This window comes from Enemella dayhoffiae, assembly GCF_002250625.1.
GTDB classification, from domain to species: Bacteria; Actinomycetota; Actinomycetes; order Propionibacteriales; family Propionibacteriaceae; genus Enemella; species Enemella dayhoffiae.
The window spans coordinates 42,292-63,767 of the sequence record NZ_NMVQ01000007.1; the positions used below are offsets into that span (position 1 = coordinate 42,292).

A 21,476-nucleotide genomic window follows, 5' to 3' on the forward strand; every position below is an offset into this window, starting at 1 on the left:
CGTTACTGTCGTGTCAGATCGCCCACGGTGGGCGACGGAAGGAACGGTTGTCATGGCCACCGACTGGGCTGCCGACATCAAGAAGCATGTGACCAACGCCGATGACGCCGCCATCGCCGGCATCATCAAGCACTGCGGCATTTCGCTGCACAGGCAGGATTCCTCGATGGTGTCGTTCACTGACAAGGCCGAGACCGACCGGGTGAAGGCCGGCTTCCTGACCAAGAAGCTGGGCGTCACCGACGAGGCCAAGGCCGACGCCGCGATCAAGGCGGTCGGGGAGAAGCTGAAGGGGTCCTCGCGGAAGTATCGCCCGACGGTCTATTACATGCTGGCCGACCACTTCGGAAAGCTCGACCTGTTCAAGAAGTGACCTGATCGCTGTGGGGTCCGCCCGCTCGGGTGCCCACGGTCATTCACCGCGGTAGCTCACTGCGGCGGGCGGACAGCCAACGCAGGTGCCATCCGCCGGCGACCGTGATCAGAACCCCGAACCAGGCGCCATAACCGAACGGGGTGGGGTCGACGCGTCCGTCGACGAACCGGGACGGGTCGCCACGCAACGCGAGGGCGTACCCGACCATCCAGCTGCCGACGATCGCCAGCAGGGCCCAGACCACGCCGACCAGCCACAGCGGCCGTCGCGGACGGGTCAGCCAGCCGGCCGTGAGCCAGGTGAGCACCACGACCGCTGCCAGTGTTCCGCCGAGCGTGCCCAGGATCAGGGCGACCGAGCTCGGCAGGGGGGCCAGCGCTGCGGCGAGCACCAGCACGATCACCAGCAACGCGGCCCAGTTGGCCAACCGGTTGAGTCGGCGTACCTGCACCAATGGACTCCGTTCGTTGCTAGGTTGAACCGTGCGTGGCCAGTGTTCCACGCGACCTGTTCGCCACAGTCCTCGAGAGGTGCCCGATGACCAGCACCCCACCGCCGGGGCAGTATCCCGGCCAGGTGCCCGGGGCCGTGCCGCCGTCCCCGGTGGAATGGCAGGTGATCGAGCACGTGCCCGGGGACCCGTGGAGCGCGGAGCTGGTGATCTGGTCCGGGGAGGCGATCGACGGGATCGCGGTCCCGCTGGACGAGGAGCTGCTCGGGGTGATGGCCGAGGTACGCCGCCGCCGCGACGATGTGGACGCCACGTTCGACGGAGATCACGGTGCGTCCCTTCGACAGGCTCAGGGACCGGATGAGCGGGCTCTCGGGGCGTACGAGGATGAGGAGTCGGGGTCGCGCATCGGGCGCTGGTGGCAGGGGCTGGGGCGTACCACCGGGTCCGCCCAGGCTGACCGCTGGTTGGAGAACATACCGGTCAGGTGGCAGCTGATCGGCGCCGGGGTGTTGTTGCTCGTGTTCGTGCTGGTGATGGTGATTGGCCGCCTCCTCTGAGCCCGGCGTACCCAGTCCCACTTCGCGTACCCAGTGTCACTTCGCGTGCCGAAGTTGACTTCGCGTGGTGCCGGTAGTCCGCGAGGTGACGTTTGCCACGCGAGGTGACACTCGGGACGCGGAGTCGAGCCGGGACCGGTGGCACCGAGACCGCCTGCCTGTGGATAAGTGACTATCGGGGTCGCCGCCAAGTTGTTGGAATGGTTGCATGCCGATCATTCGCCGGGAATACCTGGACCGTGGGCACAGCCCAACCGAGCTGGCGGCGTCCGTCCGTCGTGGGCAACTCGTCCGGCTGCGCCGGGGCGGGTACGCCGAACCCAACCCTCTGGCGACACCCGAGCAGCGGCACCGGGAGCTGCCCGAGCTGACCCTGCCGAGCCTGGGTTCAGGATCCGTGCTCAGCCACGCCACCGCCGGAGTCCTGCACGGACTGTGGTTGCCGGCCAACCAGCTGCGGCGGGTGCATGTGTGCCGCGACGGCAAGGGCGGAGCCTCGGTGACCAGGCATCTGCACGTCCACCGGCCCGACCCAGAATCGAGCACCGTCCCCGTGCCCGACGGTGAGTTGCGGATGACCGACCTGCTGGGAACCACGGTGGCGCTGCTCCGGCAACTGCCAATCGCCGACGCCGTCGGCGTGGCAGATTCGGCCCTGCGTCAGGGCCTCGACCCAGACGAGTTGCTGGCCGCAATCGCCGCTCGGAAACGGATCCCGGGCAACCGGTTGGCGCGCCGAGCTGCCGAATTCGCCGACCCCCTCAGTGAGAGCCGCGGGGAGAGCTGGTCGCGGTGGCAGATGTGTCAGCTGGGGATCGCGGCACCTGGGCTGCAGCACGAGGTCCGCACCAACCACGGGGAGCATGTGGCGCGCTGCGACTTCTGGTGGCAGAAACTCGGCCTGGTCGGGGAGTTCGACGGGGCCGTGAAATATGGCCGTCTGCTCAAGCCGAGGCAGTCGGTGCAGGATGTCGTGCTGGCCGAGAAGCATCGGGAGGAGGCGATCCGGCGGCAGGGGCTGTGGGTGGTGCGCTGGACCTGGTCCGAGGTTCGATCCGACAAGTTCGGCGAGATCATCAGCAGTGCCATGCGGAACGCCCCGCGCGTCCAGAACCGCAGCGCCTGACGCGTCCACCCGCGCGACTCCGCGTACCGAGTGTCACCTCGCGTGCCGAACGTCACTTCGCGGACCACCGGTAGCACGCGAGGTGGTGCTGGGTCCGCGAGGTGAGCTTCGGTACGCGAGGTGGGCTTCGACAGGCTCAGCCACCGGGCCGGGGCAGGTTCAGCCACCGGGCGAGGGTGGTCAGCGGGCGGCCGTGTTCAGCCCGACGAGCCAGGCCAGGGCGAGGATGGCGCCGAGGACGGGGGAGAAGATCATCACCCCGACGGCGATCAGCGAACCGAGCGTGCCGAGCAGGGCGCGAGGCCCGCGGCGTACGCCACCGCCGAACACCCACGGGGCGATCACGGCGCCGATCGGCAACAGCCACGCGGCCAGCGGGAGGCCGCCGGGGTCTCCGGCCCAGCGCAGGGAGGGGGTGACGGCGAGAGCGAGGTACGCCCACCCGCCGGCCAGCGCGGCGGCGGCCATGACCGGGTCCCGTCGCCACCAGGCGACCCGCTCAGCGGTATTCACTGGCGGCCTGTTCGGCGACCTGGGCGAGGTGGGCGCGGTGGCGTACCCGGCCCGTGGCCACGTCGAACCCGGTCGAGGCGTGACGGGCGGCGCGGCGGGCGGCGGCCAGTTCGTCGTCGCCGGCCAGCTTCTTGGCGTGCCGGCCGGTGACCAGCTGGAACTCCCGATTGGCGTTGTCGCGGGCGCGGCGGGCGGCCTCGAACTCCTGCTCGGCCTGGTGCAACTGCCCGGCGTAGTGATCGGCCCGGGCCAGCGCCATCCCGCGGTCGTCCAGCGGGGCGGTGAGGGTGCGCTGAAAGGCGGCCTCCATCGCCCGCGCCTCGTTGGCCTGCTCCCGCATCCGGGGGTTGCTCGCGCCGGCGGCCTTACCGCTGCGCGGACCGAGCCCGGCACCAGCCGGGCCCAGTCCCGGCGCCTCGGCGCGGGCTGCCCGGGCCGCCTCGGCGGACTCCGGGTCGGGGCCGGCGTCGGAGGCCCGGGCCACGTTCGGACCCCCGCGGAAGTAGTTGTAGTTGGTGATCTGCACCCCCGGCTGCGGCTGGGACTGGGCGAGCTTGTCCGCCGCCTCCTCCCGGGCCTGACTGGAGCGTACGCCCGCCCCGAGCGCCGAACCGAGCCCCGGGACCCGGGCCAGCGGGCCGGTGGCCGAGGCGCTGGCGCGGGCCGAATCCTCGGCGCCGAGGGAGCGCACCACCTCCTCGCGCAGCCGGACCCGGCTCCGCTCGTCGATCGGGGTGCCGTGCTCGGCCACCCACCGCTGTTCGGCCTCGGTGACCGCCGCGGCCACCCGGGCGTCCTGCTTGCGTCGAGTCGGTGCGTTCAGGGTCCGGCCCATCGAGCCCGGCCGGTTCACCCCGGGGGCCCGGGCGGCCGCACCGCTCTCGGTGGCACCCCCGCCGATCCGGTTCCGGGCGGCGCTGATCCCGGCCAGGGCGACGGCCGGCAGGTTGGTCACGGTCGCGGTGACGCCGGTCGGTTCCTGACGGCCGGCGCGGACCTCGGCGGCGCTGGCCGAGACCGGCTGTGCGTCACCGCGGATCAGCGAGACCACCTTCCACAGACCGAGCAGCAGCATCACCATCAGCACGGCCTTCATCCCCATGCCCGTGTTCGGCAGCTTCAGCGCCGCGGTGACCAGCAGCATCGCGACCGTCTGCAGCAGCTGGAAGACGAAGCTGAGCAGCAGCGCCTTGAACCAGGTCATCAGCCAGGCGCGGAAGATCCGTTGGGTGGGTGGGAAAAGCCCGAGCAGGGCGATCACCGGCAGGAAGAAGAAGAGTGCGACGAGCACCGAATTCCACAGCAGCAGCAATCCCGAGGTGACCACCAGGAAGGCGCCGACCAGCAGCGCCAGCAGCATGGAGAAGAAGGCGAGGTTGACCCGTTCCCCGGAGTTGCTGCCCTGCCAGGTCGGGTACTGGTCGTGATATTGCGACCAGACCACCTCGCGCAGGATGTTCCACTGCCCTTGGCGTTCTTCGATCTTGTCGTTGTTCGGGTCGGTCGGGTTGCCGGGCGGGCGGGCACCCCAGGTGGCCTCGGTGCTGGTCCGCCCCTGCGTCCAGAGCTGGACCAGGCGTACGTCGCTGCCGTTCTGGTTGGGCGGCGGGATGAGCTTCTCGGCCGGACCCTTGAACCGCTTCACCTCGTCGGTCTTGAACGGCATCGAGGTGTTCAGCGAGGTGCCGAATTGGCCGGTGGCCCACGGGTCGAGCACGACGTTCTGATAGATCAGGCAGTCGAAGCTGCGGCGCGCATCACGGCTGGTGGTGGAGCAGAACGGGCTGGTCTGGTTGGGCAGCAGCACCGAGGAGAGCTGGCCGTTGGCGTCGTTGATCGTGTTCAACGCCGAGGTGGTCAGCCAGTAGTAGTTCGGTTTCGACTGGGCCGTGCCGCCCTGGGTGGAGGGCAGCACCAGGAAGGTGCCGATCACCATGAAGATGCCCACGCCGATCAACGCCTGCAGGGTTTCCCGCTGCTTGCCCGGTCCGCGCATGCCGCCGGTGAAGATGACCAGCAGGCCGGTGAGCATGATCATCACCACCGACATCGACAGGAACAGCCCTGTGGACAGGGAATTCACCGGGGCCGCGGCCTGGTCGAGGAGGTTCACCACCAGCTGCGGGTTGGCGGCCAGGGAGCGGAACGAGATCGCCCCGGCGCCGATCAGTTTGGACAGGTCGAAGATGGAGTTGGCGACCATGTTGAGCGCCGACGGCAGATAGGCGCACACGTATTCGGTGCGCGGCGGGAAATCCTTGAACTGTTCCTGTTGCGCGAGTTTGGTGTGCGACCAGGTCGCCCCCGACATGCCCATCGCCTCATAGAGCGTGTACGCCGGGACCGGGCGCCCGCGGGCGGTGTCCCAGACCTCGACCTGGCGGTCGCGGGGGTTGAACAGCTGGCCGACGGCCATCATCGAGGCCGCGTCCTGGGCGTACGGCTGGTTGGCGGAGAAGAGCGGCAGTGGTGTGCACTCCGGCGGTTCGGCGGCGCGCGAGGTGCCGGTCGGCAGCACCGCGAGGACGGCGACCACCGCGAACACCACTCCGAGCAGGAGTTTCCTTAGCCGGGGGGCGGTCACGACTGGCCGCCGACGGGTTCGGCCCGCTGTTCGGCGTCCTCGGCGGCACCGAGCACACCGGCCTCGGCGACGGCGGCCTCACGCTCGTCGTTGGTGATGAACTCCCACTCCCACGGGTCGGCGGAGATCGGGTGCCGCTGCGAGCCCGCCCGGGTGGTCGGGTTGGTGTCCGAGGCGCGCAGCAGTTCCTTGAACAGCAGGTCGATCTCGGTCAACGCGACGTGGAAGTCCATGTCCCGGAAGAGGCACCGGCCGGTCTCCAGGTGACCGCCCATGCCGACCGGCAGCAGGGCGGTGGAGATCACGTCGCTGTTGTGCCGGGTGAGCAGAGGGGCCACCTGCCGGGCGTCGCCCTCGGAGCGTTGCAGGAAAGCGAACACCGACTGCACCTGGTTGGCCGACGGTCCGTCGCCACCCTCGCGGCTGGAGGATTCGATCTGACCCAGCCGGGAGGCGAGCTGATCGATCAGAACCGTGATCAACCCGTAGGACCGGCCCTGTGCCAGCGTGGTCAGCAGCAGCTCGCGGCCACCCTTGGTGGAGGTGACCAGATAGGACTCGTCGACGAACAGCATCTTCGGCTGGATGTCACCCGAGCGCCCGGTGACCGGGTTCACCGTCTGCTTGTTGTCGAGCATCTGCGCGGCATATTTCACCAGCACATACATGATCGCCGCGGCCAGTCGCTCCTCCTTGGACCAGGTGTCCTCGCCCATCTGCGATTTCGGAGTTTTCATGCCACGTAAGGTGAAAACGGTACGCCGCTTGCGCAACCGGGCGAACCCGACGGGCTCCTCGGCGAAGGCGAGCGAGGCGTACGGCAGGCCGAGCAGCTGCCGCAGCTGGATCGCCGCGCGGGAGAACTCCCGCTTCATCTCGAACGGGACATCGGCCATCTGCTCGATCCGGGCGGTCTCCTCGCCGACCACCTGCACGACCTCCCACAGGGTCGGCCGGCGGACCTGGCGGGCCACTTTCTCGGCCACCTCACCGCGTTCGTGGTCAGCGACCGGGCGCTGCGCCTGCACCTCGGCCATCCGCTGGTTGATCCGGATCTGGTAGCGCTGCTTGACGGTTTCGATGGCCGGCACGATCACGTCGTCGAAGCGGTCGCGCACCTTCTGCCCGAGGAACATGGTGATCATCTCGTCGGCGAGCAGGGCGCCGGCCTCGAGGTTGGGTTCCACCTGCCAGGGGTCCAGCACGCCGGGTGCGGAGGCGACGATGTCGATCACCTCGGTGTCGGCCCAGAACTCCGGGTTCACCGGTGTGAAACGGGATCGCCCGGTACCGAGCACTCCGGCCGCCGCCTCGGCCTGGAAGCCGGGGTGGTTCACCTGCGGGCCGAACGCCAGGTAGTAGCAGAACTGGGCGAAGTCGACCTTCGGGTCGAGGACGACGGTCTGTACGCCGGATTCGCTGGCCTGGAAGAACATCAGCAGGGCGAGCGAGGACTTGCCGCCACCCGATCCGCCGACGATGAACACGCCGCCGCCGGAGTTGCGGGCCACCCCGGAGTGCGGGGAGTGGAACACCGGTACGCCCTGGGATTCCCCGATGTAGTTGCCCATCCACCCCAGCGAGCGCCCCTCGGCCGACCGCACCTCGCGATCGCCGATCACCACACCGGCGCGCGGGAAACCCACCCCGAAGTGTTCCGGATCGGTGAGCCGGACGTAGGGGACCGACAGCAGCTTCGGTCCCGTTCCCGGCAGGAAGGAGGCGAGCATCCGCCACTGGTAACGGCTGGGGCGTACCAGGATCGCGTCGTTGAGGGTGTTCTTGGTGTCGATCACCAGCGACTCGACCCGGGCGTTCAGCTCCTCCAGGGTGGGGGCGGACACCTGCACCATGATCTGCCCGAGCACGCCCGGTTTCGGGGTCTGCCGGACCCGCGCCAGGGCGTCCTCGGCGCGCACCTGCTCGTCGGCGACCAGGATGTCGGTGATCTGACCGCCGGTGGCGGTGCCCATGTTCTTCAGCTCACCGCGCAGGTTGTTGTTGATCTTCTCCAGCTGTTCGCGGAATTTGCGTGGGGGCAGCAGTTCCATCCGATAGGACACCTCGACACCCGCGTTCGCGAAGTGCCGGATCCACGCCTGCCCGGCGTTGGTGGCGGTCTCCTCCGGCCACTCGGCCACCGCCAGGCAGGCGGTGTAGGAGTCCAGCGCGTCCGACTCGTCGGAACGGTCGGCCTCGGCGACGTTTTCGTTCAGCGTGGAGATGTGCAGGTATTGCCGGCGGTTCTCGGCGGTGAAGTCGACCCACAGCGCGAACTCTCCCTCACCCCACGGCTTGGACTGCGGGAAGTCGTTCATGGTCGGGGCGAAGTGGCCGGCCAGCGGCTTGCGGATCAGCCACATCCGGTCGGCGCGGGTGATCGGCTGCACCGGACCCAGGCTGGCGACGTTGCGCAGCACGCGCTGGGCCATCACCTCCCAGCGGGCAGCGAGATCCGGCGGGATGAACTCGTCGTGCCCGCCCATCAGCGCGGCGTTCGCGGACTGCTTGATCTCGTTCAGCGAGGAGGTGGGCAGGGTGTCGATCTGGATCAGCAGGTAGGCCACCGGGCGTACCGTGCGGGTGTGCCGCAGGAAGAAGGCGGTCGCGTCGAGATAGGTGCGATAGAGCCGTGAGGGGTTCCAGGAGTTGCGCAGCAGCTGGTGCTTCCACTCGTCGACGTTGAACGGCTGGTGGGTGAGCCGATAGTGCACCTGGACCGGCTCGCCGTCGGCCGCGGTGTGCACCAGCGCCTGGGTGGCCTGGTAGGCGAGCGACTCGACGTCCTCGGCGCCCATGTACATGTCGCCGACCGGCTCCAGCCGGAACCCGGTCCACACGGTGTTCTGGTGCACGAACACCGACCCGTCGTCATAGCGGTAGCCGAGCCGCAGATCCTCGCGGGCCTGCCGCTTCGGCGTACCGGAGTCGCCGCCGCGGGAGGCGGTACGCCGCCGCCCGGCGGTCATCGCCGACCAGATCACGCCGACCGCGACGAGGAAGGCGATGACGAGCAGCACCATCAGGATCGTCTGGATCATCCGCGGTGACCCTTCGACTCGCTCGTTCCTCGCTCGCTCAGGGAACGTGTGGGGGTGCCTCGCTCGCGCAGGGAACGGTAGTGGTCGGCGTACACCTCGCGGGTGCCGAACCAGGCGTCGTCGCGGGGTTCCCAGATGATCGCCTGCCAGTGGATCCGGTCGGGTTCGGAGTCGCGGCTGAACCCGGAGATCCGCCGCGGCTGGGAGAAGGTGTAGTCCAGCAGTACCGACAGCCGCTGCGGCAGCGTCATCCGGTCGACGCTGGGGCGCCCGGCCCACAGATAGCCGACGGCAGCGGCCGCAACGGCACCCAGCATCCCGACGACGCCGACGAGTGGGGAGCCGCTGACCCGTCCCGCGATCGCGGCGACGATGGCGCCGAGCGCGAAGCAGACCCCGGCCACGGCGGCCCGGGTCGTGGAGAGGCCCCCCGGGATGGCGATCCCGCCAAACTCCCAGAGCTTGTTCTCCCGCTGCTTCAGGCGGGTGTAGTCACTCGAACGCATCAGGGCCGATCCTTCCAGAGACCGGGTCCGGATCGGCCCGGTCCAGGTTGGCGTCCGGACGGCGGCTCAACCGCCGAGACCCTTGACGATCTGCTGGATCGCGCCAACGAGGACGCCGGCCGCGCCGATCAGCATCAGGCCGAGGAAGATCACCCCCGCGCCGGAGAGCGCCTCGCGCAGGCCACCGCCGCGGTGGAAGGTGATGATCAGCTTGATCCCGAGCAGGATGAACGCGAGGGTCGCGATGGCCCCGCCGAGGGCGGCGATCTGCGAGGACAGGTTGTCGATCAGCTGGGTCATGCGGCTCCTTCTGATCCGGTCGGCTCAGGCATGGCGATCATCGGGGGGTCCCCGTCCCGGTCGGTGTCCCGGTCGACGTCGGGGTCGCGGTGCGGCTCGGGCGGATCGTCTGGGTGGGGGCCGTGCCCGAGGGTACCTTGGCGATGCCGGCCTGGACGTCAGCGACGAACCACTTCCCGCCGTTCTGCTCAATCACCACCCGATAGGCGTACGGCTGGTTGGTCTGGGTCTGGCTGGCCGCGCTGACCTGCACCTGCAGGGTGACCTGGGTGCCGTTGGCATATTCGAAGTTCTGCCCGCCGCGGTGCGCCGACTTCGGCGGCAGCGCCAGCACGTCGGTCACCTGCACCTGGCGCAGCCCCCCGCGCAGGCCGGTCCGCGCCGGTTCGCTGGCCCGTGGGGTGAGGAACTGCGGCAGGCTGTCCGCGCTGGCGGTCCAGGCGCTCATGAACTCGGGCAGGAAGCTGCTCTTCATCTGGGCGGCCAGGTCGAGGTCGGTCAGCGGCTGAGCCGGGTTGGCCTCGTCGCCGACGGGCTGTCCATAGCCGCCGATCGGCATCTGGCCGATGCTGCCGGTAACCCTGGGGCCGGCTCCGGTGGCCGGGTCGTCCAGATAGATCGGCACCAGATAGGCCGCGGCGCCGTCGCTGCCGGTGGTCAGGAAGCCGACGTAGCGGGCCCGGGTCATCCCCGGAATCGACTGGATGGTGCCGTTGAAGATGACCTGGTCGATCCGCCGCGGTTTGGTGTCGGTGCCGCCGGCACAGGCCGGGTCCTCGACGGTGCTCATGGCGCGGGCGGTGGACACCCGGTTCTGGTCGTCGGCCGTGCCGGAGCGGGCCAGGCAGGCGCGCAGGTATTGGCCGCCGAAGACGGCGGCGGCGTCGGCGTTGAACGTGTCGACCTGGGCCTGGGTACGCCCACCCGTCGGCATCCCGCGGGTGGCGAGCACGGCCAGGAACCCGCCCAGCACGGCGGCGCCGAGCACCGACAGGACCAGCGCCGTGACGGCCACGGTGCGGAACAGCTTGGCGGTGCTGCGGGCGTCCGACAGCCGACGACCCGGCAGCGGTACCACCAGCTCGTAACCGCTCTTCGTGCGCACCCGGTGCGAGCCGCGGGGGACCGAGTCGTCCTCGTCGAATTCCACCTCGGGCAACAGCGGGGCCTTGGTCTGCTGGGACGCGGGGGGCTGGGACGCGGGGGGCTGGGACGGCGCGTGGTGCGGCGCGGACGCCTGGCTCATCGGGGCGGACGCCTGGCTCATCGGGGCGGACGCCTGGCTCATCGGGGCGGACGCCTGGCTCATCGGGGGCTGCCCGACCGGACCGGGCTGGCGCGGCGGACCGGGCGGGACGGCTCCGGCGTACCCCGCAGGGAGCCGAGCGCTGCCGGAGCGGATGCCGTGCGGGTTCGGGTTGGCCGGTGCGCCGGGGGCGGGCGGGGCCCAGTGGTCCTCGCTGGTACGCCGCGGCGCGGGCTGGGGCGGCTGGCCGGGTTGCCCGGGCCGACCCGGTCCCTGGGGACGGCCCTGCCGCAGGCTGGAGCGGAGCACGGTGGAGTCCTCGCCGCCGCCCTCACGGGCGCGGGCGGCCTCGGCGTACCCGGGGTCGCCGGGACGAGGGGAATCGCTCCCGGGACCGGTGGCCGGTCGGGGGAATCCATCTCGTCGCTCGGTCATCGCTCAGCTTCCGGGGGGAGAACTCGGCCAGAACGCGATTCTGGTGGATGCCGGGGTCAGCCCGCGGTCGGGGTCCCGGCCGAGGGCCGGCTCAGGCCTGAGCACCCTCGCGAGCCTTCTCGCGGCGGGCCATCACGAACTCGAACACCATCGGCAGCACCGAGACGAAGACGATCAGCAGGATCGCCACCTCCAGGTTGTCCCGGACCAACGGGATCTGACCGAGGAAATAACCGAGCACCGTGACCCCGCACGCCCAGAGCACGCCGCCCAGGGCGGTCCAAATGATGAAGGTGCGGAAGTTCATCCTCGCGACACCGGCGACCAGGGTGACGAAGGTGCGCACCATCGGCACGAAGCGGGCCAGCACCAGCGCCTTGGCGCCGTATTTCTCGAAGAACTCGTGGGTCTTCTCGACGTAGGCCGGGTTGAACACCTTGCCCATGAAGCCGGTGCGCGGCTTGAACAGCGGCGGCCCGATCAGCTGACCGATCCAGTATCCGGAGATGTTGCCGAGGACCGCGGCGACGGTGAGCACCGCGCAGCAGAACACCAGGGTCAGCGGTTCGGAGCCGAAGTAGTGGATCACCGGAGGCGCACCCGCCACCACGGGGACCTTGATGAACAGTCCGACGGTGAACAGCAGCGAGTCGCCCGGCAGCAGGGAGAAGATGCCGCACTCGGCGAACACGATGAGCGCCACCACCCACAGGGCCCAGGGCCCGGCCGCGTTGATGATGTTCTCCGGCTTGAACCACTCCGGGAGCAGCAGCGGCATGAGGGCGTTGGTGGTGAGGGCTAGCACGCGTTGAGGATACCGTCCACCCTGTGGAAACCGAACTTTCGCGCGCCGGTGACCGAGCCGGTGATGGCGCTGCGCGCGAGCCGGCAACACACGGCGTGGGGCCGTGGGTCGGGGAATGGCCGGACGACGAGCGGTTGGACCCGGAGCTGTTGGCGGCGGGGGATCGGCGCAACGTGGTGGACCGCTATCGCTACTGGCGCCTGGAGGCGATCGTCGCCGACCTGGACACCCGGCGTACGCCGCTGCGGGTGGCGATCCAGAACTGGGAGCACGACTTCAACATCGGCTCCATCGTGCGCACCGCCAACGCGTTCAACGTGGCCGGGGTGCACATCATCGGGCGGCGGCGCTGGAACCGGCGCGGGGCGATGGTGACCGACCGTTACCTGCACGTGCGGCACCATCCGGACGAGGCCGACTTCCTCGCCTGGGCCGCGGGGGAGGCGTACGCCGTCGTCGGCGTGGACAACCTGCCGGGCTCGGTCCCGCTGGAGACGGCCGTGCTGCCCGAGCGCTGCTGTCTGGTGTTCGGGTCGGAGGGGGCCGGGCTGACCGAGCCGTTGGTCGTCGGCTGCCAGCAGCTGGTCGCGATCGACCAGCAGGGGTCGACCCGGTCGATGAACGCGGGCGCGGCCGCCGCGATCGCGATGTATGCCTGGCGGCTGCAGCGCTTGGTCAGCTGACGTTTGTCGACACGGCCCCGCTACCTTGGGTCCCAACGGTCGACCGGAGGGTGGTGGGAATGAGTGGGCTGGCGGTGGCGCTGCTGTCCTATCGGAGCAAGCCGCACTGTGGCGGTCAGGGCGTCTACGTACGCCACCTCTCGCGCGAGCTCGCCGCCCTCGGCCACCGGGTGACCGTCTATTCCGGACAGCCCTATCCCGACCTCGACCCCGCGCCGGCCGACGGCCCCGGCTCGATCGAGCTGATCAAGGTGCCGAGCCTCGACCTCTATCGCGAACCCGATCCGTTCCGGCTGCCACACCCGCGCGAATACCGTGACCCGATCGACGTCCTCGAGGTCGCCACCATGCTCACCGGCGGGTTTCCCGAGCCGATGACGTTCAGCCTGCGGGTCGCCCGGCTGCTGCGCGACCAGCTCGCCGCCGGCCGCCGGATCGACGTCGTGCACGACAACCAGACGCTCGGCCGCGGGCTGCTCGAGGTGCAGCGAGTGCTGCCGCTGGTGACCACCATCCACCACCCGATCAGCCAGGACCGGCGTACCGACCGGGCGGCCGCCTCCTCGAACAGTGCCAGCGCCTCGTCCTCGGGCAGGAACCCGCGGGCGGCCCGGGCGTGGCGCAGCAGCTCGGCGGGCATGGTCGGCTCGGTCACGGGCACACGCTATCCGGCCGGACCAGACCACTGGGCTCAGTGGTACATACTGGTCCTCGACGCGTGGAAGGTGGAGCTGTGCCGGGTATCGAGGACGAGGGCCTGGAGGCCGCCCCGTTCGAACCGACGATCGTGCCGATCGTGCCCGCCACCACCAAGCGCGCCCAGGTCCGCGAGTTGCTGGATCAGATCATCACCGCGCGGCTGCGGCCCGGTGACGCCATCTCCTCGGAGCGGGAATTGGTGAAGCAGCTCGGGGTGTCGCGGGTGACGGTACGCCAGGCGATCGCCGACCTGGTCGCGGCCGGCCGGTTGGAGCGGGTGCACGGGCGGGGCACCTATGTGACCGGTCCGCGGATCGACAGCCGGCTGCACCTGATGTCCTTCTCCCGGGAGATGCGTGCCCGCGGGCTGGAGCCGCGGACCGAGGTGCTGTCGGCGACCGAGGTGTCCGCCACCGACGCCGTGGCCGAGCAGCTGCAGCTCTCCGACGGGGAGCCGGTGGTGCGGGTGGAGCGGCTGCGGCTCGCCGACGACACCCCGATGGCGTACGAGGTCGGGTTCTATCCCGCGGCTTCCTTCCCTGGGTTGCTGGACAAGCCGTTGGGTTCGCTCTATGACGTGTTCGCCGCCGACTACGGCGTACGCGTGACGTCCGGGGTGCAGTCCATCCGGGCCGACGCGGCCGACCACACCCACGCCCAGGTGCTCGGGATCGCCCGGCGGGCGCCGCTGCTGGTCCAGGAGCGGGTCACCTGGGCCGGTACGCAGGTGATCGAGTTCGCCACCTCGCACTATCGCGGGGACCGGTATCGGATCCACATGTCGGTGACGCCGACCGGGTCCAGTTGATCTCAACTCGACCACTCGATGAGCGGATGGAAACTACACTTGTTCCCGTGCAGCAGCTACCCGTGTTCTATGACCCCGAGCGGGTCGAGCAGCGCATCGGGGCGTACCGCCGCCGGGTGATCTGGCAGGCCGTCAGCGCCGGGCTGTCGGTGGCCGCCCTGGCGGTGCTGTTCCTGCACAGCTGGTTGGTGGCCAAGGGTCAGCCGGGTGAGGTGGGCCAGATGCTGCGATACGTGCTCACCTTCGGCGCCGTGATCGGCCTGGTGATGCTGCTGATCCAGTTGCTCTGGCTGCGTCGGCTGCGGGCGGCCCGCCGTGAGGTGGGGGATGGGCTCGCGATGCTGCTGTCCCACCGCGGGATCGAGACCGCCGACGGGGCGATGCCGTGGGAGGACATCACCCGGGTCGCGGTCGCGAACGGCCGCCCGGGTCACGGCTACCGGCTCGACATCGTCACCGCCGACCGGGGGGCGTGCGCGTTCCCGTTGGACGGGCTGAACCTGCTGCCCGGCAGCCTCGACTCGGCCACTCGGGCCTACTCGGCCGGACGGCACGGGGTCGACCTGACCGTCGTCGACGACTGAACGCCCGGCCCGCTGACAGCGGCGTACCCGCGGGTGAAAGACTGGGGCCGAGGCCTGCCCGAACGACAGAAGGAAGCAAGTCATGCCCATCGCCACACCCGAGGTGTACGCCGAGATGCTGGATCGGGCGAAGCAGAACGGCTTCGCCTATCCGGCCATCAACGTCTCCTCCTCCCAGACGCTGAACGCCGCCCTGGCCGGTTTCGCCGAGGCCGGATCGGACGGCATCATCCAGGTGTCCACCGGCGGTGCCGAATATCTCTCCGGCCCGACCGTGAAGGACATGGTCAGCGGGGCCAGCGCGCTCGCCGAATATGCGCACATCGTGGCCGAGAAGTATCCGGTGAACGTCGCCCTGCACACCGACCACTGCCCCAAGGACAAGCTGGATGGGTTCGTCCGCCCGCTGCTCAAGATCTCCGCCGAGCGGGTGAAGAACGGGCAGAACCCGCTGTTCCAGTCGCACATGTGGGACGGTTCCGCGGTGCCGCTGGAGGAGAACCTGGAGATCGCCAAGGAACTGCACAAGCTGTGCCAGGAGGCGAAGATCATCCTCGAGGTCGAGATCGGTGTGGTCGGCGGCGAGGAGGACGGCGTCGCCAACGAGATCAACGACAAGCTCTATTCCACCCCCGAGGACGCGATCGCCACGGCCAAGGCGCTCGGCTACGGCAACGATGGCTACTACATGACGGCGCTCACCTTCGGCAACGTGCACGGGGTCTACAAGCCGGGCAACGTGAAGTTGCAGCCCGAGGTGTTGAAGAACGCGCAGGAGGCCGTGGTCAAGGAGTTCGGTCTGGAGGAGGGCGCCAAGCCGTTCCACCTGGTGTTCCACGGCGGCTCCGGTTCGCTGCCCGAGGAGATCGCCGAGGCGCTCACCTACGGCGTGGTGAAGATGAACGTCGACACCGACACCCAGTATGCGTTCACCCGCCCGGTCGCCGCGCACATGTTCCGCCACTATGACGGCGTGCTGAAGGTCGACGGCGAGGTCGGCAACAAGAAGCAGTACGACCCGCGGTCCTGGGGCAAGGCGGCCGAGTCGAGCATGGCCGCCCGCGTGGTCCAGGCCTGCCGCGACCTGAAGTCGGCCGGCCAGCACCAGTGAGCGATCGGTGCCGCCGCCTGCGGAAACCGCTGGCGGTTGGCCCGCTGACCTGACAGGGTCGACGCGTGGGAGCCCCACGAGTTCATCGTTCTCGTGGGGCTGCGGTGCGTCTCGGGTTCGTCAGCCGAGCTTGGTGTGGGGGTCCACGGCTCGCTGACCCGTGGTCTGCGACGCATCAGGCACCCGATACTCCAGGTGCACGTGGGCGCCGAGGGTCCACCCGACAGCACCGACCGCCTGGCCGGGCTGCACCTGCTGCCCCAGGGAAACGTCGATCCGTGACAGATGCCCCAGGATCACCACGTCGCCGTTCTCGCGCTGGATCCTGAGATCTCCGATTCCGGGGGTGTTCTTGGTGCGGGCGTCGTCGTAGTAGGAGCCGCTGCCCCCGGCGACGATCACCTTGCCGGCGACGGGGCTGACCACCTTGGTGCCGCGCGGGGCGGCCCGGTCCACTCCCGGATGCGAGCAGGCCGGCTGGCCCACGCTGGGGGCGTACTCGTACATCCAGCAGTTTTCCTGGCTCCACGGGGTGATCCCGAACGGCTGGGTTTCCTCGTCCGGGCCCTCGATGATGTCGGCGACCTTCAGCACCTTGCCGGCTGATCCGGCCGGCGGCTTCGGGGTTGCCGGGGGCTTCGGGGTTGCCGGGGGCTTCGGGGTTGCCGGCGGCTTCGCACTCGGCATACCGGAGCAGGTCGGGGCGACCTGCTCGGGCGTACCCGTCCACACCCAGGCGTCGGCCACCCAGCCGCCGGCCTCGGGCACGTAGTCCCACAGGGTGCTGGACACCCCGGCGACGTCGTTGGTGACCGATTCGGCGCGGATCTGGCAGCGGATGGTCAGCGGCTGCCCCTCGTTGAGTGTGCCAACGACGGCGGCGCTGCGGCTGGGGCTCTGCCGCACGTTCAGCGGCATCCCGCCCAGGTTCCACACCCGCGCCGCGGTGCCGGAGGTCGCCGGACCCGAGGCCGCCGGACGTGATGGGGCCGGGCGGGTGGTGGTCGTCGTCGCGGTGGGGCTGGAGCCGGCTGTTTTCGATCCGGTGCCCGTCCAGCCGGCGATCAGCCGGCGCAGGTCGGCCTGGCTGCGTTCGGCGGTCGCGCGGTCTGCGGCGTACATCGCCGAGGTGTCCCAGCCACTGCCATGGCACCAGCTGAGGTTGGCGCGGATGCACTCCGACTCGACCTCCTGGTGGAGCTGGGTGGCGCCGATCGCCGGGTCGCGGAGCAGCCACGCCTTGCGCAGCACCGGGGTGTCGCGCACGGTGCGCTGCTGTTCCTGGCTCAGCCCGGCGTCCTTCATCACCCGCTGCAGCACGGCATCCGGGCTGGTGGAGTGCAGCGTGCGGGCGAGCCCCTCGTTGTCGGCCAGGCTCGAGTTGGGCACCTGTACGCCGGCCAGGCCGACCTGCCAGGCGCGGCCGGCGGGGCACAGGTCGGTCGGTCCGGTCCGGCGGTCGCCGCCGGGGAAGTTGCAGTTGCTGAACTTGTTGTCGGTGTCCATCGTGCCCTCCTTCAGCGACCACCAGGTGGTCCGGGAGAGCAGGTTCAGGCGGGCCTCACGGTCCCCGGCCAGGCGCGGATAGGCTTGGCTGGCGAACCACTTGAGGTTCTTGACCTGGGGGGAGTTGAGGGTGTGTCCGTTCACGGTGGCGGTGCCGGCGACGGACTGGGAGAGGCCCACGCCGGCGGCGAGGGCGGTGGCAGCGGTGACGGTGGCGGCGGTCAGGGCGGCGGTGCGGCGGGTGAGGCTCATGACGTGGGTCCTGTCTCTGGCATCCGGCTGATGCGCAGGACGCTAGGAGCCCCACCGGGCACCGCCCAACCCGTGTCCGGGCGGATTTTTCCGGCCGCGGCAAGGATGAGTAGCCGGGCCCACAGGGGGTTGGGGTGTCGGCCCCAGCCCGAGGCGAGCCGGGGCTCAGAGCGCGGTGGTCGAGCCCCTGATTACCGTGCCGATGGCCGCCGCGATCGCCTCGTGCCCGGCTTCGTTGGGATGGTCCCCGTCGTCGGCCAGCAGGGTGGACCAGTCGCTGCTCGCCGCGTTGAAGGCCGCGACCAGGTCGACATAGCCGGCGCCCGTGTCGGTGGCGGTCTGCTGCAGCACCGTGTTGATCCGCTCGGTCAGCCCCATCGCGGTGTCGGTGTACGCCTGGTCGGCGCCGCTGACCGAGGCGTCGGTGAAGGCGTTCCAATAGCCGGTCACCACGATCCGCGCGTTCGGGGCGTACGCCTGCACCTCGGTGAGGACCAGCGCCATGTGCTGCCGCAGCGCGGTCAGCTGGTCGTCCAGGTCGGGCGCGTCGGCGTCGTCGACGGTGAAGTCGTTGGCGCCGATGGTGATCACCACCAGGTCGGCCTGCTCGAGGGCAGACTGCACCTGCGGAAGGTTCAACTGGGCCAGCAGGCCGGTGGTGGTCAGCCCCGGTACCCCGAAGTTGTCGGCCGCCGCCGCGGTGGTGGCGGTGGTCAGCGAGGCGGCCAGCGCCTGAACGTAGGACTCATCGGAGCGATAGCCGGAGGTGACCGAGTCGCCCAGCCCGACCACCACCTCGGTGCGGGTCGCCTGCTGGCTCGCCGCATAGCTGGTCGTGGTGCTGGTACCGGCCCAGGCGGCGGTGGCCCCGCCCGCCGCCCCGAACGTCAGCAGCAAGGTGGTCAGCAGTCCCGCCAGCAGCCGCTTTCCGATCATGGGACCAGCCCATCGGGCCGGGCTGTGGATTTTCTGTGCAGCCGTTGTGCACCCGCGATGAGTGCGGGCTGGCCCACGGTGATCTGGTCATGACGTGCCACTCAACGGCCCTGTTGGGTCGAAACAGGGCCAGCCGGAGCAACGAGTGGCACGTTATGACCAAGTGGCTTCGACAGGCTCAGCCAGCGACAGGCTCAGCCAGCGAAGGTCTCAGCGGCGCAGGGCGGGCTCGGTGGCGTCGGCCAGGGCCACGTGCCCGGCGCCGTTCGGGTGATCCCCGTCGTCGGTGAGCAATTCGGTCGGGTCGGCCCCGTAGGCCTCGGACGGGTCGACGAAGGACGCGTCGTGCTCGGCGGCGAGTTCGGCGAGCATCTGGTTCAGCTGCCGGGTGGCGGCCTCGTCGGCCGCGCGGACCTCCGGCGGCAACGTCTCGGCCACGGCACCGGCGGTGGACACGTTCCAATAGCCGACCAGCACGATGTGGGCGTTGCTCTGCTGGTGGATCTCGGTCAGCAACCGCGCGAACTGGCGGCGCACCTCGGTCACTTCCTCGGCCGGGTCCTCACCCGCCGTCTCCGGTTGCATGGCGGCGTCCAGGTCGTTGGCGCCGATCATCAGCACCACCTCGGTCGCCGCGGCCAGGTCCGCGCGCAGGCTCGGGTCGGCCAGCTCGGCGTACACGTCGGCGACCGTGGCACCGCCCATCGCGCGGTTCACCACCTGATAGCCGCCGCGCTGGCCGAGCAGGGTGATGAAGTTCGGGTCGACGCAGTTGGTGCCGGCCGGCACCGAGTCGCCCAGGCCGACCAGCACCCGCGGCCGGTCCCCGGTGTAGGCCGCGCCCCGTTCATCGCTGTGGGTCACCGGTTCGTCGGCGTACGCCCGAGCCGGGGAGGCCAGAGCGCCGAACGCCAACAGTGCAGCCCCGAGCAGCAGCGCGACAGGTCGCGTCGGGGTGCTCAGGGGGCGTGGCATGACCCATTGTTTCGACAGTTGGCCAGAACTCCAAGCACGGGCCCTGACCTGGCCCGCCGGGCACGGTTAGGCTGGGGTGGTGACCCAGAAGCCGCACGAGAACCTGCTCGCCACTCACGGCACCACCCCGGCCACCCGGTTGCCGGAGGATCCCGCCGCCGCGGAGATCGCCGAGCACGGGCGCGAACGGTTCGTCGAGATCGTCCGGCGCCACCCGCAGTCCAGCCTGTGCTGGGCGCTGCTCGCCGAGGGGGCGCTCGGCATCGGCAGCCCCGACGCCGACGTCACGGCGTACGCCTATGCCCGGACCGGTTATCACCGCGGGCTCGACGCGCTGCGCCGCGCCGGTTGGAAGGGGGCCGGTCCGGTGCCGTGGGAGCACGGCCCGAACCGCGGATTCCTGCGCTGCCTGTGGGCGCTGGCGGTCGCCGCCGACCGGATCGGGGAGAGCGACGAGGCCCGGCGCTGCAGCCAGTTCCTCAAGGACTCCTCCTTCACCGCCTATGACGAGTTGAGCGACAGCCGCCCCCTGCGCGGCTCCGAAGGGTCCGCGGAGCCGACGGACCGATAGGACACCTGGTCGGCACCTGGTTTAGGGTGGGGTGTCAAGAGGGTCCTTGGCGCAGCTGGGGACCCTGTGTCGTTGAGAGAGGCTGACGATGCCCAGCATCATCGTGATGGGTGCCCAGTGGGGCGACGAAGGCAAGGGGAAGGCGACCGACCAACTCGGTGACCGGATCGACTTCTGCGTCCGCTATTCCGGAGGGAACAACGCCGGTCACACGCTGGTGGTGAACGGCGAGAAGTATGCCATGCACCTGCTCCCCAGCGGCATGCTGAACCCGAACGCCATCCCGGTCATCGCCAACGGCGTGGTGATCGACCTGGCCGTGCTGTTCGGGGAGATCGACGCGCTGACCGAGCGCGGGGTCGACTGCAGCACCCTGCAGGTGTCGGCCAACGCGCACGTGATCGCTCCCTATCACACCACCATCGACAAGGTGTCCGAGCGGTTCCTCGGCAAGCGCCGGATCGGTACCACCGGCCGTGGCATCGGCCCGACCTATTCGGACAAGATCAACCGGATGGGCATCCGGGTGCAGGACCTGTTCGACCCGGAGATCCTGCGCGCCAAGGTCGAGGCCTCGCTGGAGCAGAAGAACCAGATCCTGGTCAAGATCTACAACCGTCGGGCGATGGAGGCCGACGACGTGATCGAGGCGCTGACGGCGTACACCGATCGGCTGCGCCCGATGGTCACCGACACCACGCGCCTGCTGAACGACGGACTGGACGAGGGCAAGGTGGTGCTCTTCGAGGGCGCCCAGGCCCACCACCTCGACGTCGACCACGGCACCTACCCCTACGTCACCTCCTCGAACCCGACCGCGGGCGGCGCCTGCACCGGTACCGGTGTCGGTCCGACCCGGATCGACCGCGTCGTCGGCATTGCCAAGGCCTACACCACCCGGGTCGGCGAGGGGCCGTTCCCGAGCGAACTGCACGACGACGACGGCGAGCGGCTGCGCCAGGCCGGCGGGGAGTTCGGTGTGACCACCGGCCGTCCGCGCCGCTGCGGCTGGTTCGACGCGCTCGTGGTCGAGTCGGCGGCCACCGCCAACGCGTTCACCGACGTGTTCTTGACCAAGCTGGACATCCTGTCGGGCTGGGACAGGATCCCGGTCTGCGTCGCCTACGACGTCAACGGCGTACGCCACGACCGGATGCCGATGACCCAGGCCGAGTTCGCCGCCGCCACCCCGATCTATGAAGAGGTCGACGGCTGGCACGAGGACATCTCCGGTTGCCGCGAGTTCGCCGACCTGCCGGTCAAGGCGCAGGACTACGTGAAGCGGCTCGAGGAGCTGATCGGCACCCGGATCTCCGGGATCGGCGTCGGCCCCGGCCGCGAGCAGTCGGTGATGGTGCACGACCTGCTCTGAGGCGTACGCCGCCAACCGGCATCGCGTCCGCCTCTG

Annotated in this window: 21 protein-coding genes; 10 read left to right on the forward strand and 11 right to left on the reverse strand. The window is 69.9% G+C overall.

What is annotated here, in order from left to right:
- Nucleotides 1-52 precede the first annotated feature (52 nt).
- The gene (locus tag CGZ93_RS05860; RefSeq protein WP_094363224.1) at nt 53-373 is read left to right on the forward strand and encodes a DUF2853 family protein; all 321 of its coding nucleotides are present in this window, start codon (nt 53-55) and stop codon (nt 371-373) included.
- A 43-nt stretch (nt 374-416) separates the two neighbouring features.
- Here the strand turns inward: CGZ93_RS05860 and CGZ93_RS05865 are convergent, their stop codons facing one another.
- The gene (locus CGZ93_RS05865; protein ID WP_094363225.1) at nt 417-827 is read right to left on the reverse strand and encodes a hypothetical protein; all 411 of its coding nucleotides are present in this window, start codon (nt 825-827) and stop codon (nt 417-419) included.
- Between the two features lie 86 nt (nt 828-913).
- On the opposite strand from CGZ93_RS05865, the gene CGZ93_RS05870 reads away from it, so the two are divergent.
- On the forward strand, nt 914-1,387 hold the full coding sequence (locus tag CGZ93_RS05870) for a hypothetical protein (protein ID WP_094363226.1): 474 nt from the start codon (nt 914-916) through the stop codon (nt 1,385-1,387).
- A 208-nt stretch (nt 1,388-1,595) separates the two neighbouring features.
- Nucleotides 1,596-2,513 carry a hypothetical protein gene (locus tag CGZ93_RS05875; RefSeq protein WP_094363227.1) on the forward strand — a complete coding sequence of 306 codons (918 nt, stop codon included), beginning with the start codon at nt 1,596-1,598 and terminating at the stop codon, nt 2,511-2,513.
- Between the two features lie 180 nt (nt 2,514-2,693).
- Here CGZ93_RS05875 and CGZ93_RS18800 read toward each other — a convergent pair whose 3' ends face one another.
- From CGZ93_RS18800 to CGZ93_RS05910, 7 genes are all read right to left on the reverse strand, one after another.
- A complete protein-coding gene (locus CGZ93_RS18800; protein WP_176451646.1) occupies nt 2,694-3,026 on the reverse strand; it encodes a hypothetical protein in 333 nt (110 codons plus the stop codon).
- Nucleotides 3,013-5,610 (reverse strand): type IV secretion system protein, encoded by a 2,598-nt coding sequence (locus CGZ93_RS05885; protein WP_141211094.1) that lies wholly within the window; start codon nt 5,608-5,610, stop codon nt 3,013-3,015. Before CGZ93_RS05885 ends, CGZ93_RS18800 begins: the two co-directional genes overlap by 14 nt.
- Nucleotides 5,607-8,651 carry an ATP-binding protein gene (locus tag CGZ93_RS05890; RefSeq protein WP_094363230.1) on the reverse strand — a complete coding sequence of 1,015 codons (3,045 nt, stop codon included), beginning with the start codon at nt 8,649-8,651 and terminating at the stop codon, nt 5,607-5,609. Before CGZ93_RS05890 ends, CGZ93_RS05885 begins: the two co-directional genes overlap by 4 nt.
- Complete coding sequence (locus tag CGZ93_RS05895) at nt 8,648-9,157, reverse strand: hypothetical protein (RefSeq protein ID WP_094363231.1); 510 nt, start codon at nt 9,155-9,157, stop codon at nt 8,648-8,650. Before CGZ93_RS05895 ends, CGZ93_RS05890 begins: the two co-directional genes overlap by 4 nt.
- A 66-nt stretch (nt 9,158-9,223) precedes the next feature.
- Complete coding sequence (locus CGZ93_RS05900; protein WP_094363232.1) at nt 9,224-9,457, reverse strand: hypothetical protein; 234 nt, start codon at nt 9,455-9,457, stop codon at nt 9,224-9,226.
- A gap of 37 nt (nt 9,458-9,494) precedes the next feature.
- On the reverse strand, nt 9,495-11,138 hold the full coding sequence (locus CGZ93_RS05905; protein ID WP_141211095.1) for a conjugal transfer protein: 1,644 nt from the start codon (nt 11,136-11,138) through the stop codon (nt 9,495-9,497).
- Nucleotides 11,139-11,229: 91 nt separating this feature from the next.
- The gene (locus CGZ93_RS05910) at nt 11,230-11,916 is read right to left on the reverse strand and encodes a DedA family protein (RefSeq protein ID WP_094363293.1); all 687 of its coding nucleotides are present in this window, start codon (nt 11,914-11,916) and stop codon (nt 11,230-11,232) included.
- A 122-nt stretch (nt 11,917-12,038) separates the two neighbouring features.
- Here CGZ93_RS05910 and CGZ93_RS05915 point away from each other — a divergent pair, with 122 nt between their 5' ends.
- The 5 genes from CGZ93_RS05915 (at nt 12,039) to fbaA (ending at nt 15,828) form a co-directional block, all read left to right on the forward strand.
- Entirely contained in the window at nt 12,039-12,626 is a 588-nt protein-coding gene (locus CGZ93_RS05915) for a TrmH family RNA methyltransferase (protein WP_176451652.1), read from the forward strand.
- A 59-nt stretch (nt 12,627-12,685) separates the two neighbouring features.
- Nucleotides 12,686-13,528, forward strand: a complete 843-nt coding sequence (locus CGZ93_RS05920; protein ID WP_229117233.1) for a glycosyltransferase family 4 protein — start codon at nt 12,686-12,688, stop codon at nt 13,526-13,528.
- Nucleotides 13,423-14,133 (forward strand): GntR family transcriptional regulator, encoded by a 711-nt coding sequence (locus CGZ93_RS05925; protein WP_229117234.1) that lies wholly within the window; start codon nt 13,423-13,425, stop codon nt 14,131-14,133. Before CGZ93_RS05920 ends, CGZ93_RS05925 begins: the two co-directional genes overlap by 106 nt.
- 47 nt (nt 14,134-14,180) lie before the next feature.
- Nucleotides 14,181-14,717, forward strand: coding sequence for a hypothetical protein (locus tag CGZ93_RS05930; protein WP_094363235.1), 537 nt, complete (start codon nt 14,181-14,183; stop codon nt 14,715-14,717).
- An 82-nt stretch (nt 14,718-14,799) separates the two neighbouring features.
- Nucleotides 14,800-15,828 carry a class II fructose-bisphosphate aldolase gene (gene fbaA / locus CGZ93_RS05935; RefSeq protein ID WP_094363236.1) on the forward strand — a complete coding sequence of 343 codons (1,029 nt, stop codon included), beginning with the start codon at nt 14,800-14,802 and terminating at the stop codon, nt 15,826-15,828.
- Between the two features lie 120 nt (nt 15,829-15,948).
- Here fbaA and CGZ93_RS19715 read toward each other — a convergent pair whose 3' ends face one another.
- The 3 genes from CGZ93_RS19715 to CGZ93_RS05950 form a co-directional block, all read right to left on the reverse strand.
- Nucleotides 15,949-17,586, reverse strand: a complete 1,638-nt coding sequence (locus CGZ93_RS19715) for a M23 family metallopeptidase (protein WP_094363237.1) — start codon at nt 17,584-17,586, stop codon at nt 15,949-15,951.
- A 165-nt stretch (nt 17,587-17,751) separates the two neighbouring features.
- Entirely contained in the window at nt 17,752-18,522 is a 771-nt protein-coding gene (locus CGZ93_RS05945; protein ID WP_094363238.1) for an SGNH/GDSL hydrolase family protein, read from the reverse strand.
- Between the two features lie 210 nt (nt 18,523-18,732).
- Nucleotides 18,733-19,497: an SGNH/GDSL hydrolase family protein gene (locus CGZ93_RS05950; protein WP_094363239.1), complete on the reverse strand. Its 765-nt coding sequence runs from the start codon at nt 19,495-19,497 to the stop codon at nt 18,733-18,735.
- A gap of 79 nt (nt 19,498-19,576) precedes the next feature.
- Here CGZ93_RS05950 and CGZ93_RS05955 point away from each other — a divergent pair, with 79 nt between their 5' ends.
- Entirely contained in the window at nt 19,577-20,068 is a 492-nt protein-coding gene (locus tag CGZ93_RS05955) for a DUF3151 domain-containing protein (protein WP_094363240.1), read from the forward strand.
- A gap of 88 nt (nt 20,069-20,156) precedes the next feature.
- Complete coding sequence (locus CGZ93_RS05960; RefSeq protein ID WP_094363241.1) at nt 20,157-21,440, forward strand: adenylosuccinate synthase; 1,284 nt, start codon at nt 20,157-20,159, stop codon at nt 21,438-21,440.
- The last annotated feature ends 36 nt before the right edge of the window (nt 21,441-21,476 follow it).